We start from the raw sequence: 15,359 nt of genomic DNA on the forward strand, positions 1-15,359 counted from the left end.
CCAGCCCGCCCGACACCCACCGACCGGAGGACCCCCGCCATGCCGATCCGCGTGATGCTCGTCGACGACCAGGTGCTGCTGCGCACCGGGTTCCGGATGGTGCTGGCCGCCCAGCCGGACATGGAGGTCGTCGCGGAGGGGGGTGACGGCGTCGAGGCCCTTCAGGTGCTGCGTTCGACCGAGGTCGACGTGGTGCTGATGGACGTGCGCATGCCGAAGCTGGACGGCGTGGAGGCGACCCGCCGCATCTGCGCGGACCCGAACCCGCCCAAGGTGCTGATCCTCACCACGTTCGACCTGGACGAGTACGCGTTCTCGGGGCTGAAGGCGGGCGCCTCCGGCTTCATGCTCAAGGACGTGCCGCCCGGCGAACTGCTCGCCGCCATCCGCGCCGTGCACAGCGGCGACGCGGTGGTCGCGCCGTCCACGACCCGTCGTCTGCTCGACCGGTTCGCACCGATGCTGCCGGGCGGCAGCACGGAGCCCCGGCACAAGGAGCTGGAGCGGCTCACCGACCGCGAGCGCGAGGTCATGATGCTGGTGGCCCAGGGCCTGTCCAACGGGGAGATCGCGGCCCGGCTGGTGCTGTCCGAGGCGACCGTGAAGACCCATGTGGGCCGCATCCTGACCAAGCTGGGGCTCAGGGACCGGGTGCAGGTGGTCGTCCTCGCCTACGAGACGGGACTCGTCCGGGCGGGCGGGCACGGCTGAGCCACCACTGAGCTGCGGTCGGCCCCGGGCCGGCGCGCGCCTACCTGAGGATGCCCTCCAGGAAGTCGCTGCCGAGCCGGGCCACCGCCGTGACGTCCATCTGGTGCAGGACGTACCGGCCGCGGCGGCGGGTGGTGATCAGACCGGCCTTCTTCAGGACGCCCAGGTGCCGGGATATCTCGGGGGCGGTCATCCCGTGCGCCTGTGCCAGCTCGCTCGTCGTGTACGCGCTGCGGGCCAGATGGCGGCAGATGCGCATCCTCACCGGGTGGGACAGGGCCGTCATCCGCAGGGTCAGCTGCTCCAGCGAGGGCGGTGCCGACAGCTCGGGGGACGCGACCGGGTAGTGCAGCACCGGCTGCCAGCCGTGGCGGTGAAGGACCATCAGGTGCGGCCAGCCGAGGCTCGTCGGGACAAACAGCAGGCCGCCGTCCCCGGTGGCGGTGCGGCCCTCACCGAGCTTGTCCACGACGATCCGGTCCTTCGCCTCGTCCAGCGTCACGGCGGGCGACACAGCCGCCAGCGCCTCCGCCAGACCCTTGCGCCGCAGCAGGTCCGTCTTGTGGCGGGCGTCCGCAGCGAGCTGGTGGCGCAGCCGGGACCAGGCGTCGGCGAAGAACGCCTCGTCGCAGTCCTGAAGGAACTGCCGCAGCCAGGCCCGGGTGCGCGGTGGGTCGGCCAGCAGCCGCTCCGTGAAGCGCAGTTGGCGAGGCCCTCGCGCGGCGGCCAGCTCCAGGGCGCGCCCCCGTACCCCGGCGTCCGAGAGCGCCGTCGGGCCGGACGTGCTGTAGCACGTGGCGCAGGTGAACTCCAGGGCCGCGTCCACGAACTGCTCGTCGCTGAGCTTGTCCAGCAGGTCCATGTCCTCGGCGAGGGTGGCACCGGGGAGGGCCGCGCGGCCCGGGATGCCCGCGTAGGGCAGGAACAGGTCTGAGAACGTGGTCCGCCACAGGAAGTCGGCCTCGCACATCCGGTCGGCCAGGTGCGAGTCGAGCCGGGCGGTCACGCCCGTCACCCATCCCTGAAGGCCCGGATGGTGCCCCGGCTCGGCCAGTGCGTGCAGCGCCATGCTGAGCTCGGCCAGGGGGGAGGGCACGACGGAAACCCTCTCCGGCCGCAGCCCGCTGATGTCGATGTCCACGCTCATGGCCTCATGGTGCACCTCGCCACTGACAGAGCCGTCGTTTGACGGAGGCCGTCAAACGGACCCGTTGACTCCCGGCAGCCGCTCCACGAACTCCACCGCCGCCTTCCTCACGTCGTCCGCCGACCACTCCAGTGCGGCGGCGCGTACGTGGACCTCGGTGAAGGCCAGACCCGGACCGCCGCGGTCCCAGGGGTTGGCGAACAGGAGCGTCCCCGTCTCCTCGCCTTGGCGGACGGCGGCCTGAGCGAGGACGTCCGCGTCGTACGGTAGCCAGACCTGGAACTCGTGGGTGTGCGGCGGGTCCGGGTGCACCCGCGCCCACGGCAGCCCCGACGCCGCGAACCCCTCGCGCAGCGCGGCGGCCACCACGCGCGCGTGGCGCACGTACTCCGGCAGCCGGGGCAGCTCCCGCTCCAGTCCCGCCAGGGCCGACAGCACCGTCGGGAACTGCTGGAAGACCGCGCCGCCGTAGCGGTGCCGCCAGCTCTTCGCTTCGTCGACGAGGGTCCTGGGGCCCGCGAGCGCCGCGCCACCGTACCCGTCGAGGGACTTGTAGAACGACACGTAGACGCTGTCCGCGAGGCCCGCGATCTCCTCCAGCGGACGGTCGAAGTGGACCGTGGTCTCCCACAGGCGTGCGCCGTCGAAGTGCACCACCGCGTCGCGCTCGTGCGCCGCCTCGACGACCTCGGTGAGCTCCTCGAAGGAGGGCAGGACGAAACCGGCGTCCCTGAGGGGCAGTTCGAGCATCAGCGCCCCGAAGGGCTCCTCGAAGTCGCGCACCTCCTCGGCGGTCGGCAGCCGGGGCTCGCTCGTCACGCGCACCGGGCGCAACCCGCTGACCTCGCTGAACGCCTTCCGCTCGTGCACCTCGGGGTGGGCGAGCGCATGCAGGGCCACCGTGGGGTCGCCGGTGCGGCCCGCCCAGCAGCGCAGCGCCACCTGCTGGGCCATGGTCCCGGTCGGGAAGAAGGCGGCGGCCTCCTTGCCCAGCAGCCCGGCGACCGTCTCCTCCAGCGCCTCGACGATCCCCGTGCCGTACATGTCCCCGGCCTCGTCCAGGTCGTACAGGCCCTCCGCGCCGTCCAGCAGCGCCAGCCGCTCCCGCAGCGTCCCCAGGAACCCCGGGCGCGCCAGCACGCGCTCCGCGCCCCGGTAGGCGGCGATCCGGCGCGCCCGCATCCGGCGCCGCAGCTCCTCGGGTGACTCCGCCGGGTCTTCCCCGCCCTCCCGAGCCGGCTCTCCGGCGACCTGTTCAGCCGTTCGCGCCATGTCCCCCTCCGCCCTCGTCCTCATCCCGGGATCATCCCGCGCGCCCGCCCCTGCGGCACCCCGATTTCCATACCGGCCACCACCTGCGGGAACCCCCAGCCTGTGGACAACCGGCCGTCTCGCCCCCCAATCGCGTTAACATGACGAGAAATCGTCCGGTACCCAGAGCGGACTGGAACGGGAAGGCCACCGTCGAGTGAGTACAGTCCAGCAGCCAGACCCCAGGGACCGCCCCGCGCGGCTCACCGTGGGCGTGATCGGAGCCGGCCGGGTCGGGCCCGCGCTCGCCGCGTCGCTCCAGCTCGCCGGGCACCGCCCGGTCGCCGTCTCCGGGGTCTCGGACGCCTCCAGACGGCGCGCCGAGCAGTTGCTCCCGGACGTGCCGCTCGTGACGCCCGCCGAGGTGATGGAGCGCGCCGAACTGGTCCTGCTGACCGTCCCGGACGACACCCTTCCGGGCCTCGTGGAGGGCCTCGCCGAGACCGGGGCCGTACGTCCGGGCCAGCTGCTCGTGCACACCTCCGGGCGGTACGGCACGCACGTGCTCGACCCCGCCCTGCGCGCCGGGGCGCTGCCGCTCGCCCTGCACCCCGCGATGACCTTCACCGGCACGCCCGTGGACGTCCAGCGCCTGGCCGGATGCTCCTTCGGGGTGACCGCGCCCGAGGAGCTGCGGCTGGCCGCCGAGGCCCTGGTGATCGAGATGGGCGGTGAGCCCGAGTGGGTCGCCGAGGAGATGCGCCCGCTGTACCACGCGGCCCTCGCCCTCGGCGCCAACCACCTGGTCACCCTGGTCGTCCAGTCCATGGAGCTGCTGCGCGCGGCGGGCGTCGAGGCCCCCGACCGCATGCTCGGCCCGTTGCTCGGCGCCGCCCTGGACAACGCGCTGCGCTCCGGCGACGCGGCGCTGACCGGCCCCGTCGCGCGCGGAGACGCGGGCACGGTCGCCGCGCACGTCTCCGAGCTGCGCAGGCACGCCCCCCAGACCGTCGCCGGCTACCTGGCGATGGCCCGCGCCACCGCCGACCGGGCCCTGGCCCACGGACTGCTGAAGCCGGAGCTGGCCGAGGACCTGCTTGGAGTCCTCGCCGACGGCACCGACCTGCCCGAGAACGGGGAAGACCGATGAGCCGCCGCCCCTTCGAACTGGCCCCCACGGTGGACGACCTGCGGGACGTCCAGGACCACCACGCGGTGCCGGGACGCACCGCCGTCGTGATGACCATGGGCGCTCTGCACGAGGGCCACGCCACCCTGGTCCGGGCGGCGCGCAAGCACGTCGGCAGCAGGGGCTTCGTGATCGTCACCGTCTTCGTGAACCCGCTCCAGTTCGGCGCGGGCGAGGACCTCGACCGCTATCCGCGCACCCTGGACGCCGACCTGAAGGTGGCCGAGCAGTCCGGCGCGGACGTGGTGTTCGCCCCGTCCGTGGACGAGGTCTACCCGGGCGGCGAGCCCCAGGTGCGGATCTCCGCCGGCCCCATGGGCGAGCGCCTGGAAGGCGCCTTCCGCCCGGGCCACTTCGACGGCATGCTCACCGTCGTCGCCAAGCTGCTCCACCTCACCCGCGCTGACGTGGCCCTGTACGGGCAGAAGGACGCCCAGCAGCTCGCCCTGATCCGCCGGATGGTGCGGGACCTCAACTTCGGCGTGGAGATCGTCGGCGTGCCCACCGTGCGCGAGGAGGACGGGCTCGCCCTGTCCAGCCGCAACCGCTACCTCTCGCCCCAGGAGCGGCACACCGCGCTCGCCCTGTCCCGCGCCCTGTTCGCGGGCCGCGACCGGCACGCCGCCCAGGAGGCGCTGCGCGCGCGTGCCCTGGAGGTGCCCGCCACGCATGCGCGTGCCGAGGCCCTGAGCGCCATAGGCGAGTCGCGCGCCGCCGCCGACGCGCACGCCGTCGCCAAGGCCGCGCCGGGCGGTCCCGCCGCCGTCCGCGCCGCCGCGAAGCTCGTCCTGGACGAGGCCGCCCAGCTGGACCCGCCACTGGTCCTGGACTACCTGGCCCTGGTCGACCCGTCGGACTTCACCGACGTCCCCGACGACTTCACCGGCGAGGCGGTCCTCGCCGTCGCCGCCCGGGTCGGGACGACCCGGCTGATCGACAACATCCCGCTCTCCTTCGGAGCACCCGAACCCGTCGACCCTCACGGAGCCGCCTCGTGACCGGCACAGGCATACGACTGCACGCGCCCGCCCCGGGCTGGTCCATCCCCGCCGACGTCGTGGTGGTCGGCTCCGGCGTGGCCGGCCTCACCGCGGCGCTGCGCTGCGACGCCGCCGGCCTGAACACGGTCGTCGTCACCAAGGCGCGCCTCGACGACGGCTCCACCCGCTGGGCGCAGGGCGGCATCGCGGCGGCCCTCGGTGAGGGCGACAGCCCGGAGCAGCACCTGGACGACACCCTGGTCGCGGGCGCTGGCCTGTGCGACGAGGAGGCCGTCCGCATCCTCGTCACCGAGGGCCCCGACGCCGTACGGCGGCTGATCTCCGCCGGCGCGCACTTCGACACCGACGACGCGGGCGGCATCCAGCTCACCCGCGAGGGCGGGCACCACCGCCGCCGCATCGCGCACGCGGGCGGCGACGCGACCGGCGCCGAGATCTCCCGGGCGCTGGTGGAGGCGGTACGCGCGCGCGGCGTGCGCACGATCGAGAACGCGCTGGTCCTGGACCTGCTCACGGACGCCGACGGCCGTACCGCGGGCGTGACCCTGCACGTCATGGGCGAGGGCCAGCACGACGGCGTGGGCGCCGTGCACGCGCCCGCCGTGGTCCTCGCAACCGGTGGCATGGGCCAGGTCTTCTCCGCGACCACCAACCCCTCGGTGTCCACCGGCGACGGCGTGGCGCTCGCCCTGCGCGCGGGCGCCGAGGTCAGTGACCTGGAGTTCGTGCAGTTCCACCCGACCGTGCTGTTCCTCGGCCCGGACGCGGAGGGCCAGCAGCCCCTCGTCTCCGAGGCGGTCCGCGGCGAGGGCGCCCACCTGGTGGACGCCGACGGGGTGCGCTTCATGGTCGGTCAGCACGAGCTGGCGGAGCTCGCGCCCCGGGACATCGTCGCCAAGGGCATCATGCGCCGGATGCAGGAGCAGGACGCCGAGCACGTGTTCCTCGACGCCCGCCACTTCGGCGCCGACATGTGGGAGCACCGCTTCCCCACGATCCTGGCCGCCTGCCGCGCCAACGGCATCGACCCGGTCACCGAGCCCGTCCCGGTCGCCCCGGCGGCCCACTACGCCTCCGGCGGCGTGCGCACCGACTCCCACGGCCGGACCACCGTGCCGGGCCTGTACGCGTGCGGCGAGGTCGCCTGCACGGGCGTCCACGGCGCCAACCGGCTCGCCTCCAACTCCCTCCTGGAGGGCTTGGTCTACGCCGAGCGCATCGCCGCCGACATCGCCGGAGACCAGACGGAGAACGGCCTCCACGCGCGCGTGCCGCAGCCCGTCCCGTACTCGGAGAAGCCGGCGCACCCGCTGCTGGGCCCCGAGGCCCGCTTCGCGATCCAGCGGATCATGACGGAGGGCGCGGGCGTCCTGCGCTCCGCCGAATCCCTGGCCAAGGCCGCCGACCAGCTCCAGCGGCTGCACACCGAGGCCCGCGACGCCCTCCACGAGAACGGCAAGACCGCCGAGCCCGGCGTCGACACCTGGGAGGCCACCAACCTCCTGTGCGTGGCCCGCGTCCTGGTCGCCGCCGCCCTCCTGCGCGAGGAGACCCGCGGCTGCCACTGGCGCGAGGACCGGGCCGACCGCGACGACGCGAACTGGCGCCGCCACATCGTCGTACGGCTGAATCCCGACCGATCGCTGGCGACACGCACCACGGACACCGCAGACTTCCCCCCGACCCGCCCCGAGGCCCCCGCGCCTCAGCGTCCCCAGGAGCAGTGACCGAAGTGAGTACCCCCGACCTCCCTCTCGCCTCCGACGGCGGCTGCGGCGACGGCTGCGCCTGCGGCGCGGACGGCGACGAGGAATACCTGGAGTGCGGGCTCGACCCCGCGCTCGCCCAGCTCCTGGCCGACGCCGGACTCGACCCGGTGGAGGTCGAGGACATCGCCAACGTCGCCATCCAGGAGGATCTGGACCACGGCGTGGACGTGACGACGGTCGCGACGATCCCCGAGGACGCGGTCGCCACCGGCGACTTCACCGCGCGCGAGGCGGGCGTCGTGGCGGGCCTCAGGGTCGCCGAGGCCGTGATCTCCGTGGTGTGCACCGACGAGTTCGAGGTCGAGCGCCACGTGGACGACGGCGACCGGGTGGAGGCCGGCCAGAAGCTGCTGACCGTCACCACCCGCACCCGTGACCTGCTCACCGCCGAACGCAGCGCGCTGAACATCCTGTGCCGCCTGTCCGGCATCGCGACGGCCACGCGCGCGTGGGCGGACGCCCTGGAGGGCACCAAGGCGCGCGTACGGGACACCCGCAAGACGACGCCGGGCCTGCGCTCCCTGGAGAAGTTCGCGGTCCGCTGCGGCGGCGGCGTCAACCACCGCATGTCCCTCTCGGACGCGGCCCTGGTGAAGGACAACCACGTCGTCGCGGCCGGAGGCGTGGCCCAGGCCTTCCAGGCGGTCCGTGAGATGTTCCCGGACGTGCCGATCGAGGTCGAGGTCGACACCCTGCACCAGCTGCGCGAGGTCGTCGACGCGGGCGCGGACCTGATCCTCCTGGACAACTTCACGCCCACCGAGTGCGAGGAGGCGGTGGCGATCGTCAAGGGCCGCGCCCTGCTGGAGGCCTCGGGCCGCCTGACCCTGGGGAACGCCAAGGCGTACGCGGACACGGGCGTCGACTTCCTGGCGGTCGGGGCGCTCACGCACTCCTCCCCGATCCTGGACATCGGCCTGGACCTGCGAGCGGCGGAGTAGGTAGAGCCCCATGCTGCTGACCATCGACGTAGGCAACACGCACACCGTCCTCGGCCTGTTCGACGGCGAGGACATCGTGGAGCACTGGCGCATCTCCACCGACGCCCGCCGCACGGCCGACGAGCTCGCGGTCCTCCTCCAGGGCCTGATGGGCATGCACCCGCTCCTGGGCGACGACCTGGGCGACGGCATCGACGGCATCGCGATCTGCGCCACCGTGCCGTCCGTGCTGCACGAACTGCGCGACGTGACCCGTCGCTACTACGGAGACGTGCCCGCGGTCCTCGTGGAACCCGGCGTCAAGACGGGCGTACCGATCCTGACCGACAACCCCAAGGAGGTCGGCGCCGACAGGATCATCAACGCGGTCGCCGCCGTCGAGCTCTACGGCGGCCCGGCGATCGTCGTGGACTTCGGCACGGCCACGACGTTCGACGCGGTCAGCGCGCGGGGGGAGTACGTCGGCGGTGTCATCGCACCCGGCATCGAGATCTCGGTCGAGGCGCTGGGCGTCAGGGGCGCGCAGCTGCGCAAGATCGAGGTGGCCCGGCCGCGGAGCGTGATCGGCAAGAACACGGTCGAGGCGATGCAGGCGGGCATCGTCTACGGCTTCGCGGGCCAGGTGGACGGCGTGGTCACCCGCATGGCCAGAGAACTGGCGGACGACCCGGACGACGTCACGGTCATCGCGACGGGCGGCCTGGCTCCCATGGTCCTGGGCGAGTCGGCGGTGATCGACGAACACGAACCATGGCTGACACTGATCGGCCTGCGGTTGGTGTACGAACGGAATGTGTCACGTATGGGGGGCTGAGGCGCCCGTAAGGGGCGCGGGTCTGTGTCGATATGCGGCTCCGCCGCGTGGGCGCGACGAGCCACAACGAGGCAGCACGCGCCGAAAGGCGAACAGCCACCCGCGCCCCCACCTGGGGGAACTCCAGAGCGACACGACACCCGGAGAGACCCGGTTTGTCCGATTAGCGGTAGCGTCCCCGCATGCCCACGCCACACGGATCCCGAGGCGCCCTGGCCTTCGGCGCGGAGGAGCTGCGCGTGCTCCGCCGCGCCCTCGCCCTCGCCCTGAACCCCCGCACCGCTTCCGCCGAGGACGTCCAGGACTGCCTCCGCCTCGCCGAGTCCGTCGACGCGGCGGTACGCGAGGGGGACCGCCTCAGGGCCTTCCTGCTGGCCGACCTCGCCCGCTACCGGGCCGCCCTCCCCGGCGCCGCCGGCGGCTACCTCACCCTCCTCCAGGACGCTCTGCGCGCCGGCTACCGCCCTGCCCCGGACGACCTCGCCGCGCTGCGCGCCCTGCGCGGCACGCCCCTGGCCGCCGCCCTGCTCGACCGCTGCCGGGCCCTGGTGCCCCCACAGGCGACGTTCGCCCCCTCGCGACGTACGCCCGGCACGAGGACTTCGGCACCGGCCGAGCCCGGCGGACGCGCGCACCTCACTCCCCGCAGGTCCGCGGCCCCCGTCTGCCGTGCGCGTCTGACGGCCCTGCCCGGCGGCCGTGCGAGCGAGGAGGAGCGGCCCGAGGAGCCGACCCGCAAACCCGAGCGCAAGCCGGAGAAGCCCGCTCCCCGCCGTGAGCCGCAGGCCCCGCGCCCGACGCGCCGCCCGATCCCGACCCCCGGCGAGGTCTTCCCGCCGAAACGGAAGCCGAGCCCCCCGGCCCACTCCCACGGGCAGCTCGCGGCCGGCTAGGGCCTGTCGAACGGACGGACCCGGATCGGGCGCAATCCGATGACGCCCACCCGACCGGGATCCTTCGGACACCCCTGGCTACTCTTGACGCATGGACTACGTCTCCGCGCTCGTGCCCCCGGTCGTCATGGCCGTGTTCTTCATCGGGCTCATCCGGGTGATCGTGAAGACCCAGGGCGGCGCCAACAAGGCCAAGGAGGACGCCGCCGTCGACGCGGCCCTCGCACACGCGGAAAGCGCTCCCCAGAAGTCCGGGAACGCCGACGCCTGATCCCCTTTTGCGGCCCTCGGGCCTTCCGGACGGCACGCGGTGCCACCGGGCGTACGACTCATGCCCTGAGCGCTTTTAGGCGTCGTACGCCCTTTTTGCTGTGGTTTGTCGCGTAAGCGCACGTTCCGCAAGCCATTGGTGGCTTCTCCCACTATTGTGCTGAGCGTGCCTCGCCCATTGGGAGAACTCGAAGACGCGGTCATGACGCGGGTGTGGAAGTGGAACCGCCCGGTGACCGTTCGAGAAGTCCTGGAAGACCTTCAGCAGGAACGGTCCATCGCCTACACCACGGTGATGACCGTTTTGGACAATCTCCATCAGAAGGGCTGGGTCCGCCGGGAAGCGGAAGGCCGGGCCTATCGATATGAGGCGGTCTCCACCCGCGCCGCCTACGCGGCCGCCCTGATGAACGACGCCTGGTCGCAGAGCGACAACCCGGCCGCCGCGCTTGTCGCCTTCTTCGGCATGATGAGCGACGAACAGAGACAGGCACTCCGTGACGCGATGCGCATCGTGCAGGGCCCGGAGAGCACCCAGGAGCCCCAGAGTGCCGAAACGGGCCCCGAGAACCCGGCCGGGACACCCGAGGAGAACAACCCCGCCTCGGCGGAGGGCGACACCGGGCGATAGCGTCCGCTCATGCCAGCGAAGCGCCCCGAAGCCACCACAAAAGCCATCACTGTCCGACGGGCCAGGACGAGCGATGTCCCGGCGGTGCGCCGCCTCCTCGACTCCTACGTCCGCCGCGGCATCCTGCTCGACAAAGCGACCGTCACGCTTTACGAGGACATCCAGGAGTTCTGGGTCGCGGAACGAGACGACAACGGCGACCTCGTGGGCTGCGGCGCCTTGCACGTGATGTGGGAGGACCTGGCGGAAGTCCGCACTCTCGCGGTGATGCCCGAGGCCAGGGGCCTGGGCGTGGGCCACCAGTTGCTGGAGAAGTTGCTGCAGACCGCTAGGTGGCTCGGCGTTCGCCGCGTTTTCTGTCTCACCTTCGAAGTCGACTTCTTCGGGAAGCACGGGTTCGTGGAGATCGGTGAGACGCCCGTCGACCAGGATGTCTACGCCGAGCTCTTGCGTTCCTATGACGAGGGCGTGGCGGAGTTCCTCGGTCTCGAACGAGTGAAACCGAACACCTTGGGCAACAGCCGGATGCTTCTGCATCTGTGATCGCCGGGCGATCGCAGGCGACTATTCAGCCGCGCTTCAGCCTGACGACCTTGCCCAGGTTCCCTATGTCCGAAACGCGCATGTTTCCGGTCTCCCGGCCGCCCGTCGGTCTCTCCCGGGGGGTTTGTGTTTTTCCGGCAAAAGCGGTTTGCTTTCCGACGTACTGCAGTACTGCATATAACAGGGGACGCGAAACGGGCGGCACCGGCCGCAGACCCTCGGCCCTGAAGTTATCGATGAAAGGAAATCCGGTGGCACAGAAGGTTCAGGTCCTTCTTGTCGACGACCTCGACGGTGGCGAGGCGGACGAGACCGTCACGTTCGCACTGGACGGCAAGACGTACGAGATCGATCTCACGACCGCCAACGCGGACAAGCTGCGCAGCCTTCTCGATCCGTATGTGAAGGGCGGCCGCCGCACCGGAGGCCGTGCTTCGGGTGGGCGTGGAAAGGCCCGTGCGGCCGCTTCCGGTGGCAGCCAGGACACCGCGCAGATCCGCGCCTGGGCGAAGGAGAACGGTTACGAGGTCAACGACCGTGGCCGTGTTCCGGCGACCATCCGCGAGGCCTACGAGAAGGCGATGGGCTGAGCGCACGCGCGCCGCAGCCGGACCCGGTGGCACTGCGTCGCCACCGTGTCGACCAGCCGTACCAGATCGGGGGCGCCCCCACCGCCCCCCACGGCCGACAACGTCGGCAGCACCTGTTCGACCTCGCACCCCGGCTCGGGGGGCCGCAGCCAGACGGCGGCCCCCTGTGAAACGGCCCGGTCCAGGGGAAGCGGCCGGGATCCCGGGGTGCCGGCCGGATCCGGCACCGAAGCCGGCGCCCATCCCGGCGGCAGCGGCGCCTCCGTCCACCCGCCCGCCCCGGTGGCCGTGAGGTCCAGGGCCAGCGCTCCCCACTCCAGCCAGTCGAGCAGCCCCGGCAGCTCCTCCGCGCTGCCCGCCGCCACCAGCAGCCGCATCCGCCCGGCGCACAACGCGACCGGGGACGCGGGCCCCAGGTGCCTGAGCGCGGCGAAACCGGCCTCCGCGGGCACCTCCAGCACGTCGAAGCGCACCCCGGTGACCAACCGCACCGGCTCTCCGGGCGCCGTCGCCCAGCCCAGCCCGTTCTCGTACCACTGACGCACCGTGCCGCTCGTGCCGGGATCGAGTGGCTTTCGGGGATGGGGCACCGGGCGGACCGTGTGGACCATGTACAGAGCAACCGCCCGAGTCGGCGTCAGGTTACGCTGGGTGGCCGATCGATTGCGGCAAGTGCCAAAAAAAGGGGCGTACGGGGGTGTTCGGCGGCGCAAGGATGTTCGCCCGTAGCGGAGGGAAACGGTGCGCGCGGCATGGAGTGTCGGTGTCGGCGGGTAAGACATTCCTAGTGGGAGGGGGCGTTGTGCGGGAGAGGCTGTCTCACGTTCGCCATGGGCGTACTGGTGAGTGGGGTATCTGCCTGGCCTGCGGGAACATCGTCTCGCACCATCGGGTTGGAGCAGATGTCGGCGTTCGGGGTCAGGAGGCCATCGACGGTGTCGGCAGTTGGAATGAGCGGTCCCCGCTTGCGGGACTAAGCTGCGGAAGGACAGGGAGGGGAAGTTCCCCCCACTGCCTGACCGCTCTGAGGAGCGATTAACGATGTTCGAGAGGTTCACCGACCGCGCGCGGCGGGTTGTCGTCCTGGCTCAGGAAGAAGCCCGGATGCTCAACCACAACTACATCGGCACCGAGCACATCCTCCTGGGCCTGATCCACGAGGGTGAGGGTGTCGCCGCTAAGGCCCTGGAGAGCCTCGGGATTTCGCTCGAGGCGGTCCGCCAGCAGGTGGAGGAGATCATCGGCCAGGGCCAGCAGGCCCCGTCCGGGCACATCCCCTTCACCCCCCGTGCCAAGAAGGTCCTGGAGCTGTCGCTCCGCGAGGCCCTTCAGCTGGGCCACAACTACATCGGCACGGAGCACATCCTGCTCGGCCTGATCCGCGAGGGCGAGGGCGTCGCCGCCCAGGTCCTGGTCAAGCTCGGAGCAGACCTCAACCGTGTCCGCCAGCAGGTCATCCAGCTGCTGTCGGGCTACCAGGGCAAGGAGACCGCCGCCGCGGGCGGCCCGGCCGAGGGCACGCCCTCGACCTCTCTCGTCCTGGACCAGTTCGGCCGGAACCTCACCCAGGCCGCTCGTGAGTCCAAGCTCGACCCGGTCATCGGGCGCGAGAAGGAGATCGAGCGGGTCATGCAGGTGCTGTCCCGCCGTACCAAGAACAACCCGGTGCTCATCGGCGAGCCCGGCGTCGGCAAGACGGCGGTCGTCGAGGGCCTGGCGCAGGCCATCGTCAAGGGCGAGGTGCCCGAGACCCTCAAGGACAAGCACCTCTACACCCTCGACCTGGGCGCGCTGGTCGCCGGCTCCCGCTACCGCGGTGACTTCGAGGAGCGCCTGAAGAAGGTGCTCAAGGAGATCCGCACCCGCGGCGACATCATCCTGTTCATCGACGAGCTGCACACGCTGGTCGGTGCGGGTGCCGCCGAGGGCGCCATCGACGCGGCCTCCATCCTGAAGCCGATGCTGGCCCGCGGTGAGCTGCAGACCATCGGCGCCACCACGCTCGACGAGTACCGCAAGCACCTGGAGAAGGACGCGGCCCTGGAGCGCCGCTTCCAGCCCATCCAGGTCGCGGAGCCGTCGCTGCCGCACACCATCGAGATCCTCAAGGGTCTGCGCGACCGTTACGAGGCGCACCACCGCGTCTCCATCACGGACGAGGCCCTGGTCCAGGCCGCCACCCTGGCCGACCGCTACATCTCGGACCGCTTCCTGCCGGACAAGGCGATCGACCTGATCGACGAGGCCGGTTCCCGGATGCGCATCCGCCGGATGACCGCGCCGCCGGACCTTCGCGAGTTCGACGAGAAGATCGCGGCCGTCCGCCGGGACAAGGAGTCCGCGATCGACTCCCAGGACTTCGAGAAGGCGGCTTCTCTCCGTGACAAGGAGAAGCAGCTGCTCGCCGCGAAGGCCAAGCGGGAGAAGGAGTGGAAGGCCGGCGACATGGACGTCGTCGCCGAGGTCGACGGCGAGCTGATCGCCGAGGTGCTGGCCACGGCCACGGGCATCCCGGTCTTCAAGCTGACCGAGGAGGAGTCCAGCCGCCTGCTCCGCATGGAGGACGAGCTCCACAAGCGGGTCATCGGCCAGGTGGACGCCGTCAAGGCGCTGTCGAAGGCGATCCGCCGTACGCGTGCGGGCCTGAAGGACCCGAAGCGTCCGGGTGGTTCGTTCATCTTCGCCGGTCCGTCCGGTGTCGGTAAGACCGAGCTGTCCAAGGCGCTGGCGGAGTTCCTGTTCGGTGACGAGGACGCGCTGATCTCCCTCGACATGTCGGAGTTCAGCGAGAAGCACACGGTGTCGCGTCTCTTCGGTTCGCCCCCCGGTTACGTGGGCTACGAGGAGGGCGGCCAGCTGACGGAGAAGGTGCGCCGCAAGCCGTTCTCGGTGGTCCTCTTCGACGAGGTCGAGAAGGCTCACCCGGACATCTTCAACTCGCTGCTGCAGATCCTGGAGGACGGTCGCCTGACCGACTCCCAGGGCCGGGTCGTGGACTTCAAGAACACGGTCATCATCATGACGACCAACCTCGGCACCCGGGACATCTCCAAGGGCTTCAACCTCGGCTTCGCCGCCGCGGGCGACACGAAGACCAACTACGAGCGCATGAAGAACAAGGTGTCGGACGAGCTCAAGCAGCACTTCCGGCCCGAGTTCCTCAACCGCGTCGACGACGTGGTGGTCTTCCCGCAGCTGACCCAGCAGGACATCCTGGCGATCGTCGACCTGATGATCGGCAAGGTCGACGAGCGGCTCAAGGACCGGGACATGGGCCTCGAGCTCGCCCAGTCCGCGAAGGAGCTGCTGGCGAAGAAGGGCTACGACCCCGTGCTGGGCGCCCGGCCGCTGCGCCGCACGATCCAGCGCGAGATCGAGGACACGCTGTCCGAGAAGATCCTCTTCGGGGAGCTGCGTCCGGGCCACATCGTGGTCGTCGACACGGAAGGCGAGGGCGACGCCCAGAAGTTCACCTTCCGTGGTGAGGAGAAGTCGGCTCTGCCGGACGTTCCGCCGATCGAGCAGGCGGCCGGTGGCGGTCCGAACCTGAGCAAGGACTGACCCCTCCGGGGATGAGACGGAAAGGGGCTGCCCCGGGACTTCGGTCCC

15 protein-coding genes are annotated in these 15,359 nt (G+C 71.4%); 12 read left to right on the forward strand and 3 right to left on the reverse strand.

Annotation, left to right across the window (positions count from 1 at the left end; all coding sequences use genetic code 11):
* The first annotated feature begins 39 nt into the window (after nt 1-39).
* The gene (locus AB0N14_RS25620) at nt 40-711 is read left to right on the forward strand and encodes a response regulator transcription factor (RefSeq protein ID WP_366028041.1); all 672 of its coding nucleotides are present in this window, start codon (nt 40-42) and stop codon (nt 709-711) included.
* A gap of 40 nt (nt 712-751) precedes the next feature.
* Here AB0N14_RS25620 and AB0N14_RS25625 read toward each other — a convergent pair whose 3' ends face one another.
* On the reverse strand, nt 752-1,858 hold the full coding sequence (locus AB0N14_RS25625; protein WP_366028042.1) for a DUF5937 family protein: 1,107 nt from the start codon (nt 1,856-1,858) through the stop codon (nt 752-754).
* A 51-nt stretch (nt 1,859-1,909) separates the two neighbouring features.
* Nucleotides 1,910-3,130 (reverse strand): beta-eliminating lyase-related protein, encoded by a 1,221-nt coding sequence (locus AB0N14_RS25630; RefSeq protein WP_366028044.1) that lies wholly within the window; start codon nt 3,128-3,130, stop codon nt 1,910-1,912.
* Nucleotides 3,131-3,326: 196 nt separating this feature from the next.
* On the opposite strand from AB0N14_RS25630, the gene AB0N14_RS25635 reads away from it, so the two are divergent.
* The 10 genes from AB0N14_RS25635 (at nt 3,327) to AB0N14_RS25680 (ending at nt 11,750) form a co-directional block, all read left to right on the forward strand.
* Nucleotides 3,327-4,259, forward strand: coding sequence for a DUF2520 domain-containing protein (locus AB0N14_RS25635; protein WP_366028045.1), 933 nt, complete (start codon nt 3,327-3,329; stop codon nt 4,257-4,259).
* Complete coding sequence (gene panC, locus AB0N14_RS25640; protein WP_366028046.1) at nt 4,256-5,296, forward strand: pantoate--beta-alanine ligase; 1,041 nt, start codon at nt 4,256-4,258, stop codon at nt 5,294-5,296. The genes AB0N14_RS25635 and panC overlap by 4 nt, the downstream gene beginning before the upstream one ends.
* A complete protein-coding gene (locus tag AB0N14_RS25645) occupies nt 5,293-7,026 on the forward strand; it encodes an L-aspartate oxidase (RefSeq protein ID WP_366028047.1) in 1,734 nt (577 codons plus the stop codon). The genes panC and AB0N14_RS25645 overlap by 4 nt, the downstream gene beginning before the upstream one ends.
* A gap of 5 nt (nt 7,027-7,031) precedes the next feature.
* Nucleotides 7,032-8,009: a carboxylating nicotinate-nucleotide diphosphorylase gene (nadC, locus tag AB0N14_RS25650; protein WP_366028048.1), complete on the forward strand. Its 978-nt coding sequence runs from the start codon at nt 7,032-7,034 to the stop codon at nt 8,007-8,009.
* A gap of 10 nt (nt 8,010-8,019) precedes the next feature.
* A complete protein-coding gene (locus tag AB0N14_RS25655) occupies nt 8,020-8,823 on the forward strand; it encodes a type III pantothenate kinase (RefSeq protein WP_366028049.1) in 804 nt (267 codons plus the stop codon).
* A gap of 182 nt (nt 8,824-9,005) precedes the next feature.
* Complete coding sequence (locus AB0N14_RS25660) at nt 9,006-9,716, forward strand: hypothetical protein (protein WP_366028050.1); 711 nt, start codon at nt 9,006-9,008, stop codon at nt 9,714-9,716.
* 91 nt (nt 9,717-9,807) lie between these two features.
* A complete protein-coding gene (locus AB0N14_RS25665; protein ID WP_366028051.1) occupies nt 9,808-9,987 on the forward strand; it encodes a hypothetical protein in 180 nt (59 codons plus the stop codon).
* Nucleotides 9,988-10,152: 165 nt separating this feature from the next.
* On the forward strand, nt 10,153-10,617 hold the full coding sequence (locus AB0N14_RS25670) for a BlaI/MecI/CopY family transcriptional regulator (protein WP_366028052.1): 465 nt from the start codon (nt 10,153-10,155) through the stop codon (nt 10,615-10,617).
* 9 nt (nt 10,618-10,626) lie between these two features.
* Nucleotides 10,627-11,160 carry an amino-acid N-acetyltransferase gene (locus AB0N14_RS25675; RefSeq protein ID WP_366028053.1) on the forward strand — a complete coding sequence of 178 codons (534 nt, stop codon included), beginning with the start codon at nt 10,627-10,629 and terminating at the stop codon, nt 11,158-11,160.
* A 251-nt stretch (nt 11,161-11,411) separates the two neighbouring features.
* Nucleotides 11,412-11,750: an Lsr2 family protein gene (locus tag AB0N14_RS25680; RefSeq protein WP_366028054.1), complete on the forward strand. Its 339-nt coding sequence runs from the start codon at nt 11,412-11,414 to the stop codon at nt 11,748-11,750.
* On the opposite strand, the gene AB0N14_RS25685 is transcribed toward AB0N14_RS25680, so the two are convergent.
* Complete coding sequence (locus AB0N14_RS25685) at nt 11,729-12,361, reverse strand: SCO3374 family protein (protein WP_366028055.1); 633 nt, start codon at nt 12,359-12,361, stop codon at nt 11,729-11,731. The genes AB0N14_RS25680 and AB0N14_RS25685 overlap by 22 nt on opposite strands.
* 430 nt (nt 12,362-12,791) lie before the next feature.
* On the opposite strand from AB0N14_RS25685, the gene AB0N14_RS25690 reads away from it, so the two are divergent.
* A complete protein-coding gene (locus AB0N14_RS25690; protein WP_366028056.1) occupies nt 12,792-15,311 on the forward strand; it encodes an ATP-dependent Clp protease ATP-binding subunit in 2,520 nt (839 codons plus the stop codon).
* The last annotated feature ends 48 nt before the right edge of the window (nt 15,312-15,359 follow it).

The sequence above is a fragment of the Streptomyces sp. NPDC051104 genome (assembly GCF_040682835.1).
In the GTDB taxonomy this organism is placed as follows: domain Bacteria; phylum Actinomycetota; class Actinomycetes; order Streptomycetales; family Streptomycetaceae; genus Streptomyces; species Streptomyces cynarae.

Bases quoted from the DNA above. Each gene is read 5' to 3' on its own strand.
- AB0N14_RS25655 (WP_366028049.1), top strand. From the start codon at position 8,020: ATGCTGCTGACCATCGACGTAGGCAACACGCACACCGTCCTCGGCCTG.
- AB0N14_RS25625 (WP_366028042.1), bottom strand. From the start codon at position 1,858: ATGAGCGTGGACATCGACATCAGCGGGCTGCGGCCGGAGAGGGTTTCC.
- AB0N14_RS25690 (WP_366028056.1), top strand. From the start codon at position 12,792: ATGTTCGAGAGGTTCACCGACCGCGCGCGGCGGGTTGTCGTCCTGGCT.
- AB0N14_RS25620 (WP_366028041.1), top strand. From the start codon at position 40: ATGCCGATCCGCGTGATGCTCGTCGACGACCAGGTGCTGCTGCGCACC.
- AB0N14_RS25685 (WP_366028055.1), bottom strand. From the start codon at position 12,361: ATGGTCCACACGGTCCGCCCGGTGCCCCATCCCCGAAAGCCACTCGAT.
- AB0N14_RS25630 (WP_366028044.1), bottom strand. From the start codon at position 3,130: ATGGCGCGAACGGCTGAACAGGTCGCCGGAGAGCCGGCTCGGGAGGGC.
- AB0N14_RS25665 (WP_366028051.1), top strand. From the start codon at position 9,808: ATGGACTACGTCTCCGCGCTCGTGCCCCCGGTCGTCATGGCCGTGTTC.
- AB0N14_RS25675 (WP_366028053.1), top strand. From the start codon at position 10,627: ATGCCAGCGAAGCGCCCCGAAGCCACCACAAAAGCCATCACTGTCCGA.
- panC (WP_366028046.1), top strand. From the start codon at position 4,256: ATGAGCCGCCGCCCCTTCGAACTGGCCCCCACGGTGGACGACCTGCGG.
- AB0N14_RS25660 (WP_366028050.1), top strand. From the start codon at position 9,006: ATGCCCACGCCACACGGATCCCGAGGCGCCCTGGCCTTCGGCGCGGAG.